This is a genomic window from Acinetobacter kyonggiensis, from assembly GCF_900107285.1.
In the GTDB taxonomy this organism is placed as follows: Bacteria; Pseudomonadota; Gammaproteobacteria; order Pseudomonadales; family Moraxellaceae; genus Acinetobacter; species Acinetobacter kyonggiensis.
This window is the reverse complement of sequence record NZ_FNPK01000006.1, coordinates 17,625-36,482: the sequence shown is the minus strand read 5'-3', so window position 1 is coordinate 36,482 and position 18,858 is coordinate 17,625. Positions and strand designations below refer to the sequence as shown.

Here is an 18,858-nt window from a genome sequence, read left to right as displayed (position 1 = left end):
CCTTAAGAAATTTGAATACCGACTTGCTGTAATTGCTGATGTAAAACCTCATAGCACTGAGGTGAAAGTACTGCTTCAACAGGAACGACCCAAATTTCCCGTCTAAAATCTGGGTTTTGCTTTAATAAAGGCAAAATTTTCACTGCATCTTTTTCAGTGGTAATGATTGGATTGGTATCTTCAAATTGAAGATCGGTGATTTCATAATCATAATGATCTGGAAATTCATGACATTGAAATTGATGAATACCGATAGAATCTAAAGTTTTATAAAAACGTTGCGGAAAACCAATTCCGACGACAGCATAGAAATTATTGGTTGGATTAAAAGTTTTAGCTTCCATTGCATTGAGTAAATAGGGTGTATCCACTTCTAAATGCATGTTTAAAGCCGTTTTAGGACTTGCTGCATGCTCAATCACAGTTCCTGTATTTAATCGACTTACGGGTTCTCTTAAATAGCCTTCAGGTAATAATTTTTGATTGCCTAAACCACGATTTTGATCCAGTACAATCCACTCAATTTGACGCTGTAAAGCCAAATGTTGCAAACCATCATCGCTAATAATTACGTCCAAGTCATGCTTGGATAATAGATACTCAATACTCTGTTGTCGATTTGAACCCACCACCATAGGAACACAAGTTGATTGCACAATCAAACAAGGTTCATCACCCACGACATCTGGCACAGATTCCAAATCAACATAGGCTGGAAAAGGCCCTTTTCCACCATAACCACGACTAATCACACCAACACGAATATTTTTATTTTGTAGATAACTGACCAGTTGGATCAGTAACGGTGTTTTACCACTCCCCCCCACGGTGATATTCCCAATCACCATTACGGGTACAGCTGCTTGATAACTTGATTTAATGCCCATTTGGTACAGTTTTTTATTTAATAAAAAACCACCACGATAAAGCCATGCCAAAGGTCTAAGCACAATTAACCACTTCGCTTGTTTATTCCAAGCATCTTGAATCAATTGTGCAATTGACATAAATCAATTTTCCTCGAAATTACGCTGATGCAATTGGTGATAAGCACCACGCTTGGCAATTAATTCCACATGCGTACCTTGCTCGACAATCCTACCTTTATCCATCACCACAATAAGATCAGCATTTTCAATCGTCGATAAACGATGCGCGATCACGATGGTCGTGCGATCCTGCATGGCAGCGTCAAAAGCCTGTTGAATATAGTATTCCGATTCATTATCTAACGCACTGGTGGCTTCATCCAGAATTAAAATTGGTGCATTTTTCAAAATAGCACGTGCAATAGCAATACGCTGACGTTGCCCACCGGACAAGTTCAAACCTTGTGCACCCAGTTGTGTATCGTAGCCTTGCGGTAAAGCCATAATAAAGTCATGTGCATAAGCGGCTTTTGCTGCGGCAATAACATCTGCATCGGTTGCACCTTCGAGCTGTCCATAGGCAATATTGTCACGAACAGTACGATTAAATAGCACCACTTGTTGATTCACCATCGCAATTTGGGTTCGCAAACTAGTCAAATCTATATCTTGAATATCGTGCTGATCTAAATAAATATGACCGGAGCTGGCCTCTTGAAAACGCATCAATAGATTCACTAAGGAGGTTTTACCCGCACCTGAACGCCCAACCAGAGCAACCGTTTCACCCGCTTTAACATTTAAATTAAAATCATGAATCGCTTGATGACCATCTGCATAAGTTAAATTCACATCTTGTAATTCAATATTACCTTTAAGCACAGGTGTTAAAGTCCCTGTATTTTGCTCTTCAGACAAATCGAGTAATTCAAAAACTGAATGCGCTGCCGCCATACCACGTTGTAATTTTTCATTGACATCTGTTAATGCTTTGATTGGTTTGCTTAGCATACCCGCTGCTGTAATGTAAGCAACGAACTCACCGGCACTGGTATCACGTAAAATTTCTGGTCGTAATGCAATCCAAATAATGATACCCATGGCAATGGACATAATAAATTGTACAACAGGACTATTAAGCTGCTGTACCACCACCATTTTCAAACCACGTTTTAAGTTTTCAAGCGAGTGATCTTTAAAACGAGTTTGTTCATACTCTTGCCCACCAAAACCTTTTACAACCAAATTACCATTAACTGTTTCTTGCACCACATGGTTGACATCACCCATAGTGTCTTGAACTTGTATGGACAATATCCGCATACGTTTCGATGCTTTACGAACCAGAAAACCCATCAACGGAGCAAAAATCAGAATAATAAGGGTCAATCGCCAATTGCTATACAGCAAATACCCCAACAACCCAATGGTAATCAAACCTTGTTGTACAATCGTTTTGAGTGATTCTGATGAAGCAGCCGTTAATTGCTCCACGTTGTACATAATTTTAGCGGTGATATGACCACTGGTATTATCTAAATAATACTGAGATGGAAGTCTAAGTAATTTACCAAAAACTTCCTGACGGATATTAAAGACTAAATTCCGAGAGATCACTGCCGTGAAATAGCCCCCGATAAAGGAACCTACACCACGGAAAAACATCAACAAGATCACTAAAAAAGGAAATATAGAAGTAAAGCCTTGATCTCTATGTTGGATTGCGGTAATGATTTTTTCTAATAATTTTGCAATAGATACTTCTGTTGCTGCGCTAATTGCAAAACCGATAAAAACTAATATCGCTATACCCCAAAAAGGCTTTAAATAGCCCAAAAGACGTAGATAGACTTTAAAATCTTGCTTCACTAATAACCTCTAGACGGAACTTTAGTACTAATATTGATATTAACAAACCCAAGCTGACCCGCAACATCCATCACACGAATCACATCTTGATGTGTGGCTTTAGCATCGGCAGCAATCACAAACATTAAATCACGACGCTCATTAGAAATCTGTTTAATTGCAGCATTTAAATCAACAACATCTTTACTCGCAATCGATTGTCCATTAATTGAATAATGCCCTGAAGCATCAACAACCACTTCAATTTTATGTTCATATTGTTTGGGCGGAACACCTTGCGCATCGGGCAAAGTTAAATTCATACGACTAAATTGGTTAAATGTGGTTGATAACAATAAAAAAACCAAAATAAACAATAAGCAGTCAATCATGGGTGTCAGATTAATGTGAATATCTTCAACTTGTGTGCGTTTGAATTTCATTTTTCACCCTAACCTGCTTTTCTAAGATCTTGTTCTTCAACTGTAGAATTTTGATAGAAAAGTGCCGCATGAAATAATGTCGATTGTTGCTCAAGTTCTGCAACATATTCTTGCACTAAACGCTGAAAATAACGATAAGCAAACAATGCTGGAATTGCAATAAACATTCCTGCCGCAGTGGTAATCAAGGCTTTTGAGATACCCGGAATCATCAGTGTTGGATTACTATTGGTGCCTAAATCAATCACTAAAAATGATTCAATAATACCTAAAACTGTACCCAACAGACCTAAAAGTGGCGCTACAGCACTTAATGTACCTAAGAAATTAATATTTTTTTCCAAATAGCCAATTTCTTGAGAAGCCGTGACTTCCATTTGCGCACGAGCATATTGTTCATTTTGATTTTTACTTTGATAGCCCACAGTAAAAATACGCCCTAAGGTACTGCCCTTTAATGCTTCATCTTGTTGTAATTGCTGCATGACTGCATCTGCATTTTGAGTCTGACTCAATAACAATGCTTTTGGTAAAATCATTGATTTTTTTAACCGAATCATGCGTTCAATTGTAATTGCAACAGTAAAAATCGAGCATAAAACAAGGGGCAGCATTAACCACCCACCTGCTTTGACTAATTCCCACATGTATTTCCCCAATAAAATAAAAAATTATTCTGCAAAACAAATATTTAAAATGCCATCCAACTCATCCAAAGAATGGTATTGAATGACCAATTTTCCTTTACCTTGCTTATTATGATCAATTTTTACATCTGCACTAAAACGCTCTGCTAAACGTTGTGTTAATTGTTGAATATCTGGTGCAACGTCTGTTTTGGCTTTTTCTTGTTTAGGTGCATTCAAATCACGCACCAATTGCTCTGTTTGACGCACGGATAAACTTTTTTCAATCACATGTTCTGCAACTTTAAGCTGATCTTTGGCTTTTAACGTTAAGATTGCGCGAGCATGCCCCATATCAAGTAAGCCTTGCTGCATAAAGTCTTTGACTGAGTCCGCCAAAGACAGTAAACGCAATAAATTACTGATGGTCGTCCGTGCTTTGCCGACTGTATCGGCAATTTCTTGATGACTTAAGCCAAATTCTTCATGAAAGCGCTGTAATGCCATCGCTTGATCAATTGGATTCAAATCTTGACGTTGAATATTTTCAATCAATGCCAAAGCAATGGCAACTTGATCGGTTAAATCACGCACAATCGCAGGGATTTCAGTTAAACCTGCAAGTTGTGCCGCTCGCCAGCGGCGTTCACCAGCAATAATTTCATAAGGAAATTTTTCATCATCGATGGGACGGATGACAATGGGCTGCATCACACCATGTTTTTCAATTGAAGCAGCAAGCTCTTGAAGATCGTGCTCATGAATAAAACGTCGTGGTTGATATTCACCACGGGTCAACAAATGAACATTGATTTGTTTTAACTGACCATGATCTAAAGCCTGAGCTTCCATTTGTAGTTTTTCTTTTTGGATTGAACCAAGCAAGGCATCCAAACCACGACCTTTAGCCAAACCCCGTTTTTTTATGGTCATGCTGTCATTCCTTTTTGTACTTTACTTTTTTTTACCATTTCAGCTGCTAAATTTAAGTAAGCAACTGCACCTTTTGAACTTTTTTCAAAGAAAATAATCGGTAAACCATGTGCAGGGGCTTCAGCTAAGCGTACATTACGTGGAATGACAGTGTCATACAGTTTCTTGCCAAAGTATTGTTCAAGCTCTTCAGAAACATCACGCGTCAATGCATTTCGCGCATCATACATGGTGCGCAGCACACCTATAATTTTCAAATCTGGATTAAGCGCTTGTTGAATACGATCAATGGTTTGAGTCAAATCTGCTAAACCTTCCAGTGCATAATATTCACATTGCATTGGAATAAGCACACCGTGTACCGCAGCTAAAGCATTGACCGTAATTAAGCTCAGACTAGGTGCGCAGTCCACAATAATATAATCAAAAGAATGATCTATTTCTTTTAATGCTTCACGCAGAATAAACTCACGACCATCTTGTTCTGCAATCGCAAGTTCCACACCAGCCAAATCACGATTTGCACCTAAAACTTTATAACCCACTTCAGCTTTGGTAATGGCTGTTTCAATCGGAACTTCGCCCAATAAAACATCCGTAACTGAATATAAAAGATCATTTTTTTGGATACCAGATCCCATCGTGGCATTTCCCTGTGAATCCATGTCCACAAGTAAAACGCGCTTCTTTAACACAGCTAACGATGCTGCCAAATTTACTGCGGTTGTGGTTTTGCCTACACCACCTTTTTGGTTCGCAATCGCAATAATTTGTGCCATGGTAACCCCAACCCTTCAAAAATAATTAAATACGTTTTAATAAAAGTAGATGACGTTGTTCATCTAAGCGTGGAACCGTTAATGCAACAATGTCACAGCTGAATTCTTGCTTAATGACTTCAACTTCCTCTTCAGGAATTAAGCCTTTCATTGAAGCAATAACACTGTGCTCATGCATATAAGGTTTCGATGCAGCAACAAAGTCGATTAGAGATGCAAAAGCACGACTGGTGATGACATCAAATTGTCCCAAGTCATTGATACTGTCTGCATTTTCAACACGTGTTTGCACTGCAATTACATTTTGTAGTTTTAAATCAGCAATAAATTGCTTTAAGAAACGAATTTTTTTGCCATTTGAATCAAGTAAAACACATTCGCGTTCTGGCTGACATAAAGCAATGATCATGCCCGGCATACCACCGCCCGTACCAATGTCAAGCAACCGACCTTTTGGTAAGTCTTTTAAAATACTCAAACTATCAAGTAAATGTTTCACCAACATTTCTTTAGGATCACGAATAGCGGTTAAATTATAAGCTTTGTTCCACAGCACAAGGGCATCTTGATACTTCAGCAATAGATTTAATGCTTCTTCACTCAAATCTAAGCCAAGCTTTTGACTACCTTGCTTTAAGTCTTGAAAAAAAGGATGCATAAAGAAGACATCTCAATAAAATTAAACTGAAGTATACCGATTTCTAAGCCGTGGAACAGTAGTTAACGCTTAGTGATTATGCACTTAAGCGTACATCCCTTGACGAATCTGTAGATCTAGGTCACTTAATCGTTCTGGTGTGCCAACATCAACCCAAGCTGCTTGCATTTTTTCTGCTGAAATTTTTCCATCCAACATGGCATTTTTTAATAAAGGTGCAAGTGGTCGTTTGCCATTTTCCAAACCATCAAACATTTTAGGGTGAATAACAGAAACCCCACTAAAGGTTAAATTTTCACCCTGTTGATTTTGATCAAAGGTATAAGCTCGCCCTTCTGCAAGGGTGAAATCACCATTCGGATGCTGTTCAGGGTTACTCACAAAAACCAGATGGGCAAGATCATTTTCAAGTTTTACCTCAAGTAAAGAAGTAAAATCAAAGGTTGTCCAGACATCACCATTCACGAGTATAAAAGGTTCTGTACCAAGCAAGGGCAAGGCATTAATGATACCACCGGCTGTTTCCAACCCTTCATCCTCACGTGTCCAGCGAATCTGCACGCCAAACTGCGAACCATCACCCAAAGCGCCAATCAGAACATCTGCTAACCATGCAGAATTAATCACTATTTCAGTCACACCAATTTCTTTTAGTTTTTTGATATGCCATACAATCAATGGCTTACCGCCCACTTCAAGCAATGGTTTTGGCTTATATAAAGTCAGTGGACGCATGCGGTTGCCTAGACCCGCAGCTAAAATCATGGCTTTCATTATGCAGCAACCTCGTAAATACCGTATTTGGCTTCAAATTTCGGCATTACTTTAGCGTGAATAAACTGCATAAACGGTTGTAATTCTGCATACGGCTTGCTTTCTTCAAGCAAATACCACATTACACGCGGTAAATCTTTGAGGTAACCCGTTTTTCCATCACGTTCAAATAAACGCACAAAAATACCTAAAATTTTAATGTGTCGTTGAATTGCCATTAAATCAGCATCACGTTTAAATTGTTCAAAATCACGGTCTTGTTTTGCAACTTCAGGCAACAAATCATAGAAAACTTTAAACCATGCATAAACTTGATCTGCATTCCACTGCACATAAGCGTCACGGGTAATGGAAATTAAATCGTAAGTATCCGCACCAATCACCGCATCTTGGAAATCAATCACCCCAAGTTCCGTTTCACCTTCAATTTTCATCAAATTACGACTATGAAAATCGCGATGAACGATCACTTGAGGTTGCGCTAATGCAGCATTGGCCAAAATTGCAAACGTTCGTTTAATTAATGCCTGCTCTTCTTTGCTTGGCTCAATGTGCAGCGATGGCAACATCCAATCCGTCAATAATTGCATTTCACTGAGCAATTTTTCATACGAATATTCAGGAAACTGTTTCACCCCATCAATTGCTTGTAATTCAATCAACTGCTTAAAACTTTGCGCATAATAGGCATCAACCTTGTCATCGTTAAGCAAAGTTGAGAGTAAAACATCACCAAAATCTTCAAGTAATAAAAAACCTTGCTGTAAATCTTTTGCAACAATATGCGGTACACGAACACCATGCGTATCGAAAAACTGGTCAATCGTCACAAAAGGTACACAATCTTCTTTTTCTGGTGGTGCATCCATAAGCATAAATGTTTTATTATTCAACTTGATTCGTGCATAACGACGGAAGCTTGCATCGCCTGGCAAAAAATTAATTTCAAATTGATCTGAATCAAGTACAGATGTAATCCATGTATGTATGATTTGTTCACGTTGTGTTTTCATTTGCGATAAATTCTAAAACAGGCTGAGTTTTTAAAGTACTAAGTGTAGCCACTTATCAACTTTTTCTCTATGATGCGAGAATAATTAATTGCGATTAAGCATACTTGGTTAATGAGACAAATGAAGCATCAGTTCAAATTTAATCCTTTAGCGACTGCTATCTTGACCCTTTTATGTGGCAGCTCGATTTCAAGCTATGCTGAGTCCACACTTCCAGCTTCGACTGTCAACAATCAAAAAATGAAGGACAGCATTCAAGAAGCTTATCCTGGACAACAGTTTTTTGAACAATACTACGTTGACAAGTCGACTCCTGAGGCTCAACAACGGCAAGGACAGCACTTAAGCTCGGCATATTGTCAAGGCGCTTGGATCACCCCGATTAGCCCTGAAACGAAAGCGTCAGGTGCTGCTGAAGCCACCTCAGTGGTCACCGCCGATTATGGTCATTACGATCCAAATGGTGACTCAGTACTTGAAGGCAATGTACTCATTGACCAAGATGGTCGTCAAATTCGTGCCGATAAAATTACCATTGATAAAACACAAACATTTGCCAATGCTGAAGGCCGTGTTCAAATGGCTCAGGCTGGTTTGCTCGCCCAAAGCGATCAAATCAATTACAACCTAAAAACACAGCAAGGCGACTTAAATAACAGCTTCTATATTTCAGAAGAACAACATGCGCATGGTCGCGCGGAAAAGATTTCCCGCACCTCTGAAAACATTGTGGTGATGAACAATGCGACATACAGCACATGCCCACCAGATGAAACGCCGACTTGGAAAATCCAAGCCAACAAAATCACATTGAATCAAGAAACAGGGCGCGGAGAAACTCGCGGAACCAAGCTTTATGTTAAAGATGTTCCCGTTTTAGCTGTTCCCTATTTTAACTTCCCGATTGATGACCGCCGCACGACGGGTATTTTAAGCCCAAGCTTTGGCTTCACCAATGATGGTGGTGTAGAACTTGCTGTACCTGTTTATTTAAATTTAGCACCCAATTACGATGCGACAGTAACACCACGGTATATTGCTGATCGTGGCGCAATGCTTGAAGGTGAATTCCGTTACTTAACCGAAAATTTCGGCTCAGGTATGATTTGGGGTGGTTATTTAGCTTCTGATGAGAAGTATGACGACCAAGACCGTAAAGATTTACATTTACTGCACAACTGGCAAATCAATGAACAGTTCTCTACCAACCTAGATTATAACTACGCATCAGATAAAGATTATTTTACTGATTTAAATAATAATCCAAACTCTAAAACTGACTTAAATTTACGTCGTGCATGGGAACTTAACTATAAAAATGGTATTCCTGGCTTAAAAGCCCAGTTAAAGGTTGAAAACTTTCAAACCTTGGACAAAACCGTTTCTGATGAAGACCGTCCTTACGCACGTTTACCACAGTTCCTATTAAATTATAAAACGGGAAATCCACTGGGTTTACAATACGAGTTTAATCACGATACCGCTTACTTTAAAAAAGAGATCAGCAACTTCACCAATGGAACGGGTACAACCTTCGAACCAAGTGGTACTCGTATCTATAATGATTTTGCTGTTCGCTATAATTACCGCAATCCTTGGTCATTTATTATTCCTGAAGTATCCCTTCGTAATGTAAATACTTTTTACGATCAAAATACCATTGATGCACTTAATCAAGACACCAACTCATCCAATGAAAGTCAATCTGTGACGGTGCCACAATTTACTTTAGATGCAGGTTTAACCTTTGAAAAAGATGGCAAGTACCTACAAACCCTTACTCCACGCGCATTTTATGCTTATGCACCGTACAGAAACCAAGAAGGTCATCCGAACTTTGATTCAGCAACCGCCTCTATTAATTATGATCAATTATTTAGTGCACGCCGTTTCTATGGACACGACCGCTTAGAAGATAATAACTTCTTAACGCTTGGTCTAAGCTACAGCCTATTCGATGAAATTGGCTTAGAGCGCTTAAAAACTAGCATCGGTCAAAGTTATTATTTTGAAGATCGTCGAGTTAGTTTAGATAATGTTGCAGATGAGTTTGATACTGAACATCATACAGGCCCTGTTTTAAGTATATCTAGCCAACTTTCACAAAAACTTAGCATTGGTGCAAACTCGGCTTGGATGTCGAATGGTGACAATGCCCAACGTGATTTACAGCTCTATTACACTGGCGATAAAGGCAATCTTTATAATGTGGGTTACTTCTATCGTAAAGATATTCCAAACCGACAAGATCAATATGATCAAGTGGTGGCATCTTTCATTCAGCCAATATCAAATAACTGGCGCATTATGGGCCATGCCCAATACGATATCGAAAATAACGTAGCACGTGAATATTTACTCGGTGTCAATTATGAGTCGTGTTGTTGGGGAGTTTCAGTATATGGACGTTCTTACTACAACGACCTAGACAATGTAAATGAAGATGGTGTGAATGCTAAACGTGCCATCATGGCTGAAATTAGCCTCAAAGGCTTAGGTGGTTTCAATAACAAGCTTTCATCATTACTAGAGAATCGTATTCTAGGTTTCAATAATATTAATCAATCTTGGACACAACGTTAATGAAGACAATCCAGTTAAAACATTTTTTTAAAGCGACTGCGCTTGCTTTAGCCTTATCTTCATCAATGACTACTTTCGCACAATCAAAAAATGAGGTTGTTGCTGTAGTAGATAACAGTGTCATTCTAAAAAGTGATTTAGAACAAAATATTGCAGAAATCAAGCATCAACTTGAAGCGCAAAAAAAACCAGTTCCACCAGAGCAGTATTTGCAACAACAAGCACTTGATCAACTGATTATTCGCCAGGCGCAACTTGAACAAGTTAAACGTTACAACATCAAACCAGATGAAAAAAGCTTAAATGAAGCTGTCATGAAAGTTGCAAACCAATCTGGAAGCCAAAGTCTAGAAGCTTTTCAACAAAAATTAGATGCCATTGCACCTTCTACTTATGAGTCTCTGCGCAATCGCATTGCAGAAGATTTAGCCATTAATCGTTTACGCCAGCAAATGGTGATGTCACGAATTAAAATTAGTGACCAAGACGTTGAAAACTTCTTAAAAACCCCACAAGGTCAAGCAGCATTAGGCAATCAAGTCCATGTATTACATGTACGTATTTCGGGTGAAAAAAATATCGAAAAGGTTGCAGAACAAGTTAAAGCTGCATTAAAAGATAGTAATGATGTTGCCGCAATTGATAAAAAATTTACAGCCAATGGCGTGAAAGTTGAAAGTGCTGATATGGGCTTTCGTAATCTATCTGAAATCCCGAGCGAACTTGCAGCACGTGTCACCCCCCTAGAGGTGGGTCAAACAACTGATTTAATTCCTGTACGTGACGGTATACATGTTTTAAAACTGGTAGACCGCAAAGGTGCAGAGCAAAAAGCAATTGTATCTCAATATAAAACACGCCATATTTTGATTCAACCATCAGAAGTGGTCAGCCCAGACAATGCAAAACAGCAGATCAACAGCATTTACAACCGTTTAAAAGCGGGTGAAGATTTTGCAGTATTGGCATCCACCTTCTCCAATGACCCTGGTTCTGCACGTGATAGTGGTAGCTTAGGCTGGGTAAGTCCTGGCGTTATGGTTCCTGAATTTGAAGCACGTATGAAAAGCACACCAGTCGGTCAAACCAGTGAACCATTCCAAACGCAATTTGGTTGGCACGTTCTTCAAGTAACAGATACTCGTCAACAAGACATGACTCACGAATACCAAGAACGTATGGCTCGTCAAATTTTAGGTGAACGTCAATTCGATTCAGAATTAGATAGTTGGTTACGTGAAATTCGCAGCAATGCCTTTGTAGAGATAAAAGATCCAAATCTTGATCGTAAAAAAAATAAATAATCTCAACTTATTGATCATGAATAAAAAAACCAGTTGCTATTAGCAGCTGGTTTTGTATTACATCAATAAATCTATTTTATGATTGGCTATTTCAACTGAGCTTGATAGCTAGTTTAAATCTTGTTTAAAAACCATTACATCTATTTACTAATGTAAAAAATATAAATTTTTCATAAAAAAACCTCTCACGAGGAGAGGTTTTTAAGAATCAACAATTAACGATTATTTTCGTCTTCTTGAGAGTCTTCAAATTTAGTTTCACCGTCAAAACCAGTATTTGACTGACCACCAAAACCACCTTGCTGACCGCCGAAGCCACCTTGACCACCGAAGCCACCTTGTTGACCGCCGAAGCCGCCTTGTTGACCACCGAAGCCACCTTGACCACCGAAGCCACCTTGACCGCCAAAGCCACCTTGACCGCCAAAGCCGCCAGTTTGACCACCGAAGCCACCAGCTTGACCGCCGAAGCCGCCTTGACCAGGTTGAGCACCACCGAAGCCACCAGCGCCTTGAGCACCAGCAGGAGCACCAGCAGGACGTGGATTACGTGCAGGAACAACAGTAGAAATTGCATGTTTGTAAACCATTTGGCTTACAGTATTTTTTAATAAAACTACATATTGGTCAAAAGATTCAATATGACCTTGTAATTTAATACCGTTCACAAGGAAGATAGAAACAGGGATACGTTCCTTACGGAGAGAATTCAAGAACGGATCTTGTAAAGTTTGACCTTTAGACATGTTATAACTCCAAAAAATTTAAAAATCAGCGCAAAAACTATCTCTATTTTTCAATTAAAAATTATAAAAAAGATAGTTACTAAATTTTGCTTTATCCGTAACAGTTTCGCAAGTCTTCTTGAGCCTGCTTTATCGTCAAATATGTTTTAAAATTATGCGACTCTTGCAAAGATCTTAACCAAGTATATTGACGTTTGGCAAGTTGTCGTGTCGCAAATAAAGATTTATCCTCCATTTCTTGTCGTTTTTCATTACTTTGGTCACTTTTTTGTATAAATTCTATAGCTTGACGATAACCGACGGAACGCATTGAGGGCAAATCACCATTCAAATCGTATTTTCCAATCAGTATTTCCACCTCATGTAAAAATCCGATATCCCACATAGTTTTAAGACGTTTTTCAATACGTTTATGCAATTCTACACGATCCGGCAGTAAAGCATGATTATGAAAAGTGTAGCGATATGGTACATTTTTTGGTTGTTCAGCTTGTAGTTTTGTAATCGGCTGCCCAGTGAGTTTAAAAACCTCTAAAGCACGGATAATTCGCTGTTTATCACTGATTTTAAATCGCTTACCTGCCAATGCATCTACGCTACATAATTCAGCATAAACCGCCTCCCAGCCCTGTTGCTCCGCTTGAGCTTCAATTTCAGCGCGGACAGCATAATCCGCACTCGGTAAATTACTCGACAATCCCTCTAACAACGCCTTGAAATACAGCATCGTTCCTCCGACTAAAATCGGGGTTTTTCCACGTGCATGCATGTCGTCAATCAACACACAAGCATCTTCTACAAACTGTGCTGCTGAATAAACTTCCAACGGGCTAATAATATCGATCAAATGATGTGGATAGCGCGCCTGTTCTTCTTTCGTCGGCTTTGCTGTACCAATGTCCATATCTTGATAAACAAGCGCTGAATCAACGGATATAAGCTCAAAATGACCTTGCTCATACAGTTCACATGCCAAAGCGGTTTTACCACTTGCAGTTGGCCCCATTAAATTGATGACCGGCAATTGATTTGACATGTACAACTACTCTCCTCGAGCAAAAAGTTTATCTAACTGTGAAAGTGGAAATGCACGCCAAGTTGGACGTCCATGATTACACTGACTGGCAAATTCGGTTTGTTCCATTTGACGCAGCAAAGCATTCATTTCTGAAAGGCTGAGTATTCGATGGGCACGGACTGCGCCATGACATGCCATACCCGCTAAAATTTGATCACGTTTTTGTAATAAGCCTTGAGCTTCATCATTCGGATCTAAATCATTAAGTAATTCAGGCACTAAAGATTCAAAATTGGCTTTATGTAAAATAGCGGGTACACCGCGCACAATCACCTGTTCATCGCCATATTGATCAATTTCAAGACCTAAGCGCGCAAGCTGATCTTTTAAATCATCAACCCGCATGGCTTGCATACGGCTAATGCTAATCACTTTAGGAATGAGCAATTGCTGTGATGTCCAAAATTCAGGTTTATCCCATGCAGCTTTCATCTGTTGCAATACAATGCGCTCATGTGCAGCATGCATATCCACAATAATTAAGCCTTCAATATTCTGCGCAAGAATATAAATGCCATGCAATTGTGCAATTGCAATCCCCAAAGGATGCTCATCCACCTTTACGACTGGACTTTGCTCAAACTGGTTCAGTTCTATATCTGCTGAATTTGCTGTTATGCCATCTCGCAAGGGGGATAAATAGCTTTTCAGAGCATTATTGACCTGCTGTGAGCCTACATAACTGCTTTGTGAAGATGCTGCTGAATATTGCACCGTTTGTGGACTACTGGCATGAAAATCCGTTAATAACTCAGTCGATGACTCAACTGACATCACAGGCTGTTGAGCCTCCGCAGTTCGATGCAATTGAAACTGTTCCTGATAACGCGGATGTTGCGCCTGAGCATGAACAACATTATCTTGTACTTTCATAGCTTGCGCTAAATCAATACTTGCCGTTTGAAATTGAGCCAGTGTCTCTTTGGCATAATGACGGACAAATTCATGTACTTCACGTTGATTTAAAAAGCGGATTTCATGTTTTGTCGGGTGTACATTAACATCAATATTTTCAGGATCGACTTCTAAAAAAAGTAAATATGCAGCATGTTGATGTCCATGCAAAATACCATCGTAAGCCATGCGTAGCGCATGGGAAATGGTTTTATCTTTCACAATCCGCCCATTGACATAGACATACTGTAAATCCGCTTGCCCACGTGCATCGGATGGATGACCTAACCATCCAGATAAACGCATACTGATGCTATCGGCATCAATCCAATAGGCATTTTCGGTAAATGCTCGACCTAATAGTTGCTGAACACGTTGGAAACGTAATTCACCACTATCTGCAATGGGTAAATTCAAACGAATATTATTGTTATGTTCGAGCACAAAGCGCATATTAAAATGTGTCAGTGCTAAACGACGCACGATTTCTTCAATATGTCCAAACTCAGTGCCCTGCTTTTTTAAAAATTTACGCCGAGCAGGGACATTAAAAAAAAGGTCTTGCACACGAATGTGCGTTCCCTGCCTAGTCGCTACAGCTTGAATGTCTTGATGATCAAAAGCCGTACCATTCACTTCAACTTGATAACCAATACCGTCATTATTTTGACTGCTGGTTAAAGTTAAACGTGAAACAGCAGCAATGGAAGCCAATGCCTCACCACGAAAACCCAAGCTCATAATGGCTTGTAAATCATCCGCAGTTTGAATTTTACTGGTGGCATGCCGCATAACCGCTAAGGCTAAATCCTCAGGATGTACACCACGACCATTGTCAATAATTTCAATTAAGGTACTACCACCTTGCTCAACACGAATAATTAGTTCTGTCGCACCCGCATCAATCGAGTTTTCTAATAACTCTTTCACCACTGATGCAGGACGCTCAATCACCTCACCTGCGGCAATTTGGTTCGCCAACGCAGGGTTAAGGGTATGAATACGACGTTCGCTTAAATCATCACGCATTGTTCAATTGACTCTCTAATGCTTGTTTGAGGACTGCTGATGAAAAACTTAAATGGGCTGTACGCATCAACTCATCTTCAGATTTTTCAATATTAATAATTAAATCAGGTTGTGGAATTTCATCGCCACCTTTGGATGGCCACTCAAATAAAAATAGTGCATCAGGCGTTTCTAAATAATCACGAATTCCCATCAGTTCAAGTTCATAAGGATCATTTACGCGATATAAATCGAAATGAAAAATATCTTTCGCTTGAATTGTATAAGGTTCAACCAAGGTATAAGTCGGGCTTTTAACCGCACCTTTATGCCCTAAACTTTGCAAAAAATAACGGGTCAGCGTGGTCTTCCCTGCGCCCAAATCACCAATTAAATAAACCACACCCGTGGTAAAATGCTGCGCCAAAACCTGTGCCAAATTTTGGGTATCGTCTTCATTGTTTAGGTTAAAATTAAATGAATACTGCATATTACTCACGACAAAACTCAAAAGAACAATTATGATAGCATCGCACTGCTTTATTGCCCATGCTCGCACTTCTAAATGTGTAACTTTTCCTACATTCATTGTAATTTTTATTGATTGATACGCACGATACACCACATGACTCAGACTGAATTTACTCCCCCCATGCTTGATGGCGTAAGTGCAAGCAAAGTATTTTTGCCGAAAATTTTACCTACACCTCAAAGTCTCTATCAATATCTCTGCCAGCAATTTCCACACATTGCAGCAACCGAATGGCAACAACGCTTTAACGATGATTTAATTTATGATGCTATAGGTAATATCTTAGGCTGCGATTCGCCCTATATTGAAAATAATCATGTGTTTTACTATCGTTTTTTAGCCCATGAAATACATGTTCCCTTTGAGCATGAAATTTTATTTGAAAATGAACATTTATTAGTGATCGATAAACCACATTTTTTAACCATTAGCCCAACAGGTCAATACGTCCAAGAAACACTTTTGGTTCGTTTAAAAAAACAAACGGGTAATGAATTTTTAACCCCCATTCACCGTCTAGATCGTGAAACGGCGGGCGTGGTTTTATTCTCTAAACAAGCAGCCACACGAGCAATTTATCAACAAATGTTTGCGCTACGTGAAGTTCAAAAAACCTATCATGCCATTGCACCTTTTCATGCAGATCTAACATTTCCTTGTTGTACTCGTTTAAGAATGCAAAAAGGTGAACCGTTCTATACCATGCAAGTGGTTGCTGGAACTGTAAACAGTGAAACGGAAATTGATTTACTCGAACACAATACCGCTTGGGGTAAATATCAACTGCACCCCATTACAGGAAAGCAGCATCAATTACGCGTTCATTTAAACAGTTTAGGTATTGCAATAAAAAATGATCCGTTCTATCCAGTGGTGCAACACAAAAGGGAAGATGACTTTTCAGCCCCGCTTCAGCTGCTTGCAAAGCATATTCGTTTCAATGATCCGATTACTTTACAAGAAATGGAATTTTCATCACATTTCGAATTGACATTGTAATATGCTTGTCATTACAAATTATTTTGGTAAATATCGTGTATGAATATTGAAATTACATTAGATTTGATTAAAATAAATGCTGAAAAGTTAAGTAATTAGATGTAATCAAAAAATTATGAGAAAAACAGAAGTTTATCAGATAAGACTTGACTCCCAAGAAAAAAAGCATGCTTTTGCTGTATTTAAGCAACTGGGGATTACGCCTGCACAAGCCGTGCGACTTTTTTTTAAACAAGTCGTCTTAACCAAATCCATCCCATTTTCAATTGAAAATCAGAGCATAAATCTAGATCAGCTCAATAAAGTTCGCAAATTAAAGCAACAGCAAAATACTTTAAATAATGATACAGAACAATCTATTATGACCGATCAAGAATTTATTTTAGATGATGATCATTTCGATTTATTTGAGGAATTGAATGCAATTTTGGGTGAAAGTGACAAAACTTAACAGTGTTGCATTTACAAACAAAATTTAAAAAAATCTCATAAAAACTTAGGTATGCTTCATGCAAAGAAGATAAAAAAGCATGGAGTGTCAGATGATCGTAAGACGTGCAACTTTGGAGGATTTACATCCACTTGCTGTTTTATTCGATGAATATCGACAATTTTACGGCGCATCTTCAAATTCAAACCTGTCCTATCAGTTTTTAAAACAGCGCTTTCAAAATGAAGAAAGTGTTATTTTTATTCATGTAAAAGATGATGTTTTGACTGGTTTTATTTTACTGTATATGGGCTTTTCTTCTGTGGCTTGCTCGACCTATTATATTTTGGATGATGTTTATGTCACCCCAACGTATCGTCGTCAGGGTTCAGCAAAACAACTGATTGATACTGCAATTTTATTTGCAAGACATGCAAATGCACAGCATATTAGCCTACAAACAGCAAAAAATAATTATCAATCACATCAACTTTATGAACAAATGGGCTTTATCAAAGATGATGAGTTTCAAACCTATCATTGTTTCCTTTAAATAGACATACGTGTTTTGGCAAGCTCTACTTGTTCTGACCTAAGATAAATCCACTTCCCTTGATCTAAATCTGGAAGCTCCAAAGCGCCAATTTGCTGACGATGCAATTGTTCAACTTTATTTCCCACTGCCGCTAACATCCGCTTCACTTGATGATAAACCCCCTGATGGATGGTCATCTGTAATTCGTGTTCTGCAATTTTCATCACATCTGTTGCGGCAAAACTCCCCGATTCATTGCGTAATTCGACACCCTGTCTCAATTGCTGCATTTGTTGTTCGGTGACAGGATCGGCCGTTTGCATTCGATATACTTTCGCGACGTGTTTTTTTGGGTGTGTTAAAGCCTGTAGAAATTGACCATCATCGGTCAACAATAAAAGTCCGCTCGTGTCCTGATCCAAACGACCAACACATTGCAAACCACGGTTCATTAACACATCATCGAATAAATCAAACACACTAAAATGATGCGTTGCTTGATGTGAACATTCATAATCTTGTGGCTTGTTTAAGGCAATATAAACATTTTCACGATAATCAAAACGTTCACCATAAACCGAAAAGGTTAAATGATTCAGATCGAGTTTATGTTTTGCATTGGTTAGGACCTCACCTTGGATAGCAATCGCTCCATTTTTTATGAGCTGCTGGCAATGTTTGCGTGAACCAAAACCTTGCGACTGCAACATCTTTTCCAAGAACATAAACAACCCTTTTAACTCGCATGAAAAGCGCATTCTATACTGAAATGAAGACTAATTTTATTGTTCGTGCGCTTTAAAGCA

19 protein-coding genes are annotated in these 18,858 nt (G+C 38.9%); 5 read left to right on the top strand and 14 right to left on the bottom strand.

Going from position 1 to position 18,858, the window contains the following annotated elements; translation table 11 throughout:
• Positions 1 to 2 precede the first annotated feature (2 nt).
• The 9 genes from lpxK to BLV99_RS06420 all read right to left on the bottom strand — a co-directional run bounded on the left by lpxK (position 3) and on the right by BLV99_RS06420 (position 7,943).
• Entirely contained in the window at positions 3 to 1,007 is a 1,005-nt protein-coding gene (lpxK, locus tag BLV99_RS06460; protein WP_092688895.1) for a tetraacyldisaccharide 4'-kinase, read from the bottom strand.
• A gap of 3 nt (positions 1,008 to 1,010) precedes the next feature.
• Positions 1,011 to 2,738, bottom strand: a complete 1,728-nt coding sequence (msbA, locus tag BLV99_RS06455) for a lipid A export permease/ATP-binding protein MsbA (RefSeq protein ID WP_092688892.1) — start codon at positions 2,736 to 2,738, stop codon at positions 1,011 to 1,013.
• Complete coding sequence (locus BLV99_RS06450; protein WP_092688889.1) at positions 2,738 to 3,160, bottom strand: ExbD/TolR family protein; 423 nt, start codon at positions 3,158 to 3,160, stop codon at positions 2,738 to 2,740. The genes msbA and BLV99_RS06450 overlap by 1 nt, the downstream gene beginning before the upstream one ends.
• Before the next feature lie 8 nt (positions 3,161 to 3,168).
• Positions 3,169 to 3,807 carry a MotA/TolQ/ExbB proton channel family protein gene (locus BLV99_RS06445; protein WP_092688886.1) on the bottom strand — a complete coding sequence of 213 codons (639 nt, stop codon included), beginning with the start codon at positions 3,805 to 3,807 and terminating at the stop codon, positions 3,169 to 3,171.
• 24 nt (positions 3,808 to 3,831) lie between these two features.
• A complete protein-coding gene (locus tag BLV99_RS06440; protein WP_086165797.1) occupies positions 3,832 to 4,719 on the bottom strand; it encodes a ParB/RepB/Spo0J family partition protein in 888 nt (295 codons plus the stop codon).
• Positions 4,716 to 5,498 carry a ParA family protein gene (locus BLV99_RS06435; RefSeq protein WP_092688883.1) on the bottom strand — a complete coding sequence of 261 codons (783 nt, stop codon included), beginning with the start codon at positions 5,496 to 5,498 and terminating at the stop codon, positions 4,716 to 4,718. The genes BLV99_RS06440 and BLV99_RS06435 overlap by 4 nt, the downstream gene beginning before the upstream one ends.
• 25 nt (positions 5,499 to 5,523) lie before the next feature.
• Positions 5,524 to 6,156, bottom strand: coding sequence for a 16S rRNA (guanine(527)-N(7))-methyltransferase RsmG (gene rsmG, locus BLV99_RS06430; protein WP_092688880.1), 633 nt, complete (start codon positions 6,154 to 6,156; stop codon positions 5,524 to 5,526).
• Positions 6,157 to 6,240: 84 nt separating this feature from the next.
• Positions 6,241 to 6,930, bottom strand: a complete 690-nt coding sequence (gene murU / locus BLV99_RS06425) for an N-acetylmuramate alpha-1-phosphate uridylyltransferase MurU (RefSeq protein WP_092688877.1) — start codon at positions 6,928 to 6,930, stop codon at positions 6,241 to 6,243.
• Positions 6,930 to 7,943 (bottom strand): aminoglycoside phosphotransferase family protein, encoded by a 1,014-nt coding sequence (locus BLV99_RS06420; protein ID WP_092688874.1) that lies wholly within the window; start codon positions 7,941 to 7,943, stop codon positions 6,930 to 6,932. The genes murU and BLV99_RS06420 overlap by 1 nt, the downstream gene beginning before the upstream one ends.
• A gap of 120 nt (positions 7,944 to 8,063) precedes the next feature.
• Here BLV99_RS06420 and BLV99_RS06415 point away from each other — a divergent pair, with 120 nt between their 5' ends.
• Positions 8,064 to 10,526: an LPS-assembly protein LptD gene (locus tag BLV99_RS06415; protein WP_092688871.1), complete on the top strand. Its 2,463-nt coding sequence runs from the start codon at positions 8,064 to 8,066 to the stop codon at positions 10,524 to 10,526.
• Entirely contained in the window at positions 10,526 to 11,830 is a 1,305-nt protein-coding gene (locus tag BLV99_RS06410; protein ID WP_086184511.1) for a peptidylprolyl isomerase, read from the top strand. The genes BLV99_RS06415 and BLV99_RS06410 overlap by 1 nt, the downstream gene beginning before the upstream one ends.
• Positions 11,831 to 12,045: 215 nt before the next feature.
• On the opposite strand, the gene hfq is transcribed toward BLV99_RS06410, so the two are convergent.
• The 4 genes from hfq to tsaE all read right to left on the bottom strand — a co-directional run bounded on the left by hfq (position 12,046) and on the right by tsaE (position 16,046).
• Positions 12,046 to 12,576, bottom strand: coding sequence for an RNA chaperone Hfq (gene hfq, locus BLV99_RS06405; protein WP_086165791.1), 531 nt, complete (start codon positions 12,574 to 12,576; stop codon positions 12,046 to 12,048).
• Positions 12,577 to 12,667: 91 nt separating this feature from the next.
• Positions 12,668 to 13,612 (bottom strand): tRNA (adenosine(37)-N6)-dimethylallyltransferase MiaA, encoded by a 945-nt coding sequence (gene miaA, locus BLV99_RS06400; RefSeq protein ID WP_092688868.1) that lies wholly within the window; start codon positions 13,610 to 13,612, stop codon positions 12,668 to 12,670.
• 6 nt (positions 13,613 to 13,618) lie between these two features.
• Positions 13,619 to 15,577 carry a DNA mismatch repair endonuclease MutL gene (gene mutL, locus BLV99_RS06395; protein ID WP_086184513.1) on the bottom strand — a complete coding sequence of 653 codons (1,959 nt, stop codon included), beginning with the start codon at positions 15,575 to 15,577 and terminating at the stop codon, positions 13,619 to 13,621.
• Positions 15,570 to 16,046 (bottom strand): tRNA (adenosine(37)-N6)-threonylcarbamoyltransferase complex ATPase subunit type 1 TsaE, encoded by a 477-nt coding sequence (gene tsaE / locus BLV99_RS06390; RefSeq protein WP_092688864.1) that lies wholly within the window; start codon positions 16,044 to 16,046, stop codon positions 15,570 to 15,572. Before tsaE ends, mutL begins: the two co-directional genes overlap by 8 nt.
• A gap of 135 nt (positions 16,047 to 16,181) precedes the next feature.
• Here tsaE and BLV99_RS06385 point away from each other — a divergent pair, with 135 nt between their 5' ends.
• The 3 genes from BLV99_RS06385 to BLV99_RS06375 all read left to right on the top strand — a co-directional run bounded on the left by BLV99_RS06385 (position 16,182) and on the right by BLV99_RS06375 (position 18,070).
• The gene (locus BLV99_RS06385; RefSeq protein ID WP_092688861.1) at positions 16,182 to 17,087 is read left to right on the top strand and encodes a pseudouridine synthase; all 906 of its coding nucleotides are present in this window, start codon (positions 16,182 to 16,184) and stop codon (positions 17,085 to 17,087) included.
• Between the two features lie 115 nt (positions 17,088 to 17,202).
• Positions 17,203 to 17,538, top strand: a complete 336-nt coding sequence (locus tag BLV99_RS06380) for a type II toxin-antitoxin system RelB/DinJ family antitoxin (protein WP_092688858.1) — start codon at positions 17,203 to 17,205, stop codon at positions 17,536 to 17,538.
• Positions 17,539 to 17,629: 91 nt separating this feature from the next.
• Positions 17,630 to 18,070: a GNAT family N-acetyltransferase gene (locus tag BLV99_RS06375; protein ID WP_086184517.1), complete on the top strand. Its 441-nt coding sequence runs from the start codon at positions 17,630 to 17,632 to the stop codon at positions 18,068 to 18,070.
• On the opposite strand, the gene BLV99_RS06370 is transcribed toward BLV99_RS06375, so the two are convergent.
• The gene (locus BLV99_RS06370; RefSeq protein ID WP_092688855.1) at positions 18,067 to 18,777 is read right to left on the bottom strand and encodes a pseudouridine synthase; all 711 of its coding nucleotides are present in this window, start codon (positions 18,775 to 18,777) and stop codon (positions 18,067 to 18,069) included. The genes BLV99_RS06375 and BLV99_RS06370 overlap by 4 nt on opposite strands.
• Positions 18,778 to 18,858: the final 81 nt, after the last annotated feature.

Coding starts and splice junctions, on each gene's coding strand:
- BLV99_RS06385 (WP_092688861.1), top strand. CDS start 16,182: ATGACTCAGACTGAATTTACTCCCCCCATGCTTGATGGCGTAAGTGCA.
- BLV99_RS06450 (WP_092688889.1), bottom strand. CDS start 3,160: ATGAAATTCAAACGCACACAAGTTGAAGATATTCACATTAATCTGACA.
- BLV99_RS06440 (WP_086165797.1), bottom strand. CDS start 4,719: ATGACCATAAAAAAACGGGGTTTGGCTAAAGGTCGTGGTTTGGATGCC.
- tsaE (WP_092688864.1), bottom strand. CDS start 16,046: ATGCAGTATTCATTTAATTTTAACCTAAACAATGAAGACGATACCCAA.
- BLV99_RS06375 (WP_086184517.1), top strand. CDS start 17,630: ATGATCGTAAGACGTGCAACTTTGGAGGATTTACATCCACTTGCTGTT.
- murU (WP_092688877.1), bottom strand. CDS start 6,930: ATGAAAGCCATGATTTTAGCTGCGGGTCTAGGCAACCGCATGCGTCCA.
- BLV99_RS06445 (WP_092688886.1), bottom strand. CDS start 3,807: ATGTGGGAATTAGTCAAAGCAGGTGGGTGGTTAATGCTGCCCCTTGTT.
- rsmG (WP_092688880.1), bottom strand. CDS start 6,156: ATGCATCCTTTTTTTCAAGACTTAAAGCAAGGTAGTCAAAAGCTTGGC.
- BLV99_RS06410 (WP_086184511.1), top strand. CDS start 10,526: ATGAAGACAATCCAGTTAAAACATTTTTTTAAAGCGACTGCGCTTGCT.
- BLV99_RS06420 (WP_092688874.1), bottom strand. CDS start 7,943: ATGAAAACACAACGTGAACAAATCATACATACATGGATTACATCTGTA.
- mutL (WP_086184513.1), bottom strand. CDS start 15,577: ATGCGTGATGATTTAAGCGAACGTCGTATTCATACCCTTAACCCTGCG.
- BLV99_RS06435 (WP_092688883.1), bottom strand. CDS start 5,498: ATGGCACAAATTATTGCGATTGCGAACCAAAAAGGTGGTGTAGGCAAA.
- hfq (WP_086165791.1), bottom strand. CDS start 12,576: ATGTCTAAAGGTCAAACTTTACAAGATCCGTTCTTGAATTCTCTCCGT.
- BLV99_RS06415 (WP_092688871.1), top strand. CDS start 8,064: ATGAAGCATCAGTTCAAATTTAATCCTTTAGCGACTGCTATCTTGACC.
- BLV99_RS06380 (WP_092688858.1), top strand. CDS start 17,203: ATGAGAAAAACAGAAGTTTATCAGATAAGACTTGACTCCCAAGAAAAA.
- BLV99_RS06370 (WP_092688855.1), bottom strand. CDS start 18,777: ATGTTCTTGGAAAAGATGTTGCAGTCGCAAGGTTTTGGTTCACGCAAA.
- miaA (WP_092688868.1), bottom strand. CDS start 13,612: ATGTCAAATCAATTGCCGGTCATCAATTTAATGGGGCCAACTGCAAGT.
- lpxK (WP_092688895.1), bottom strand. CDS start 1,007: ATGTCAATTGCACAATTGATTCAAGATGCTTGGAATAAACAAGCGAAG.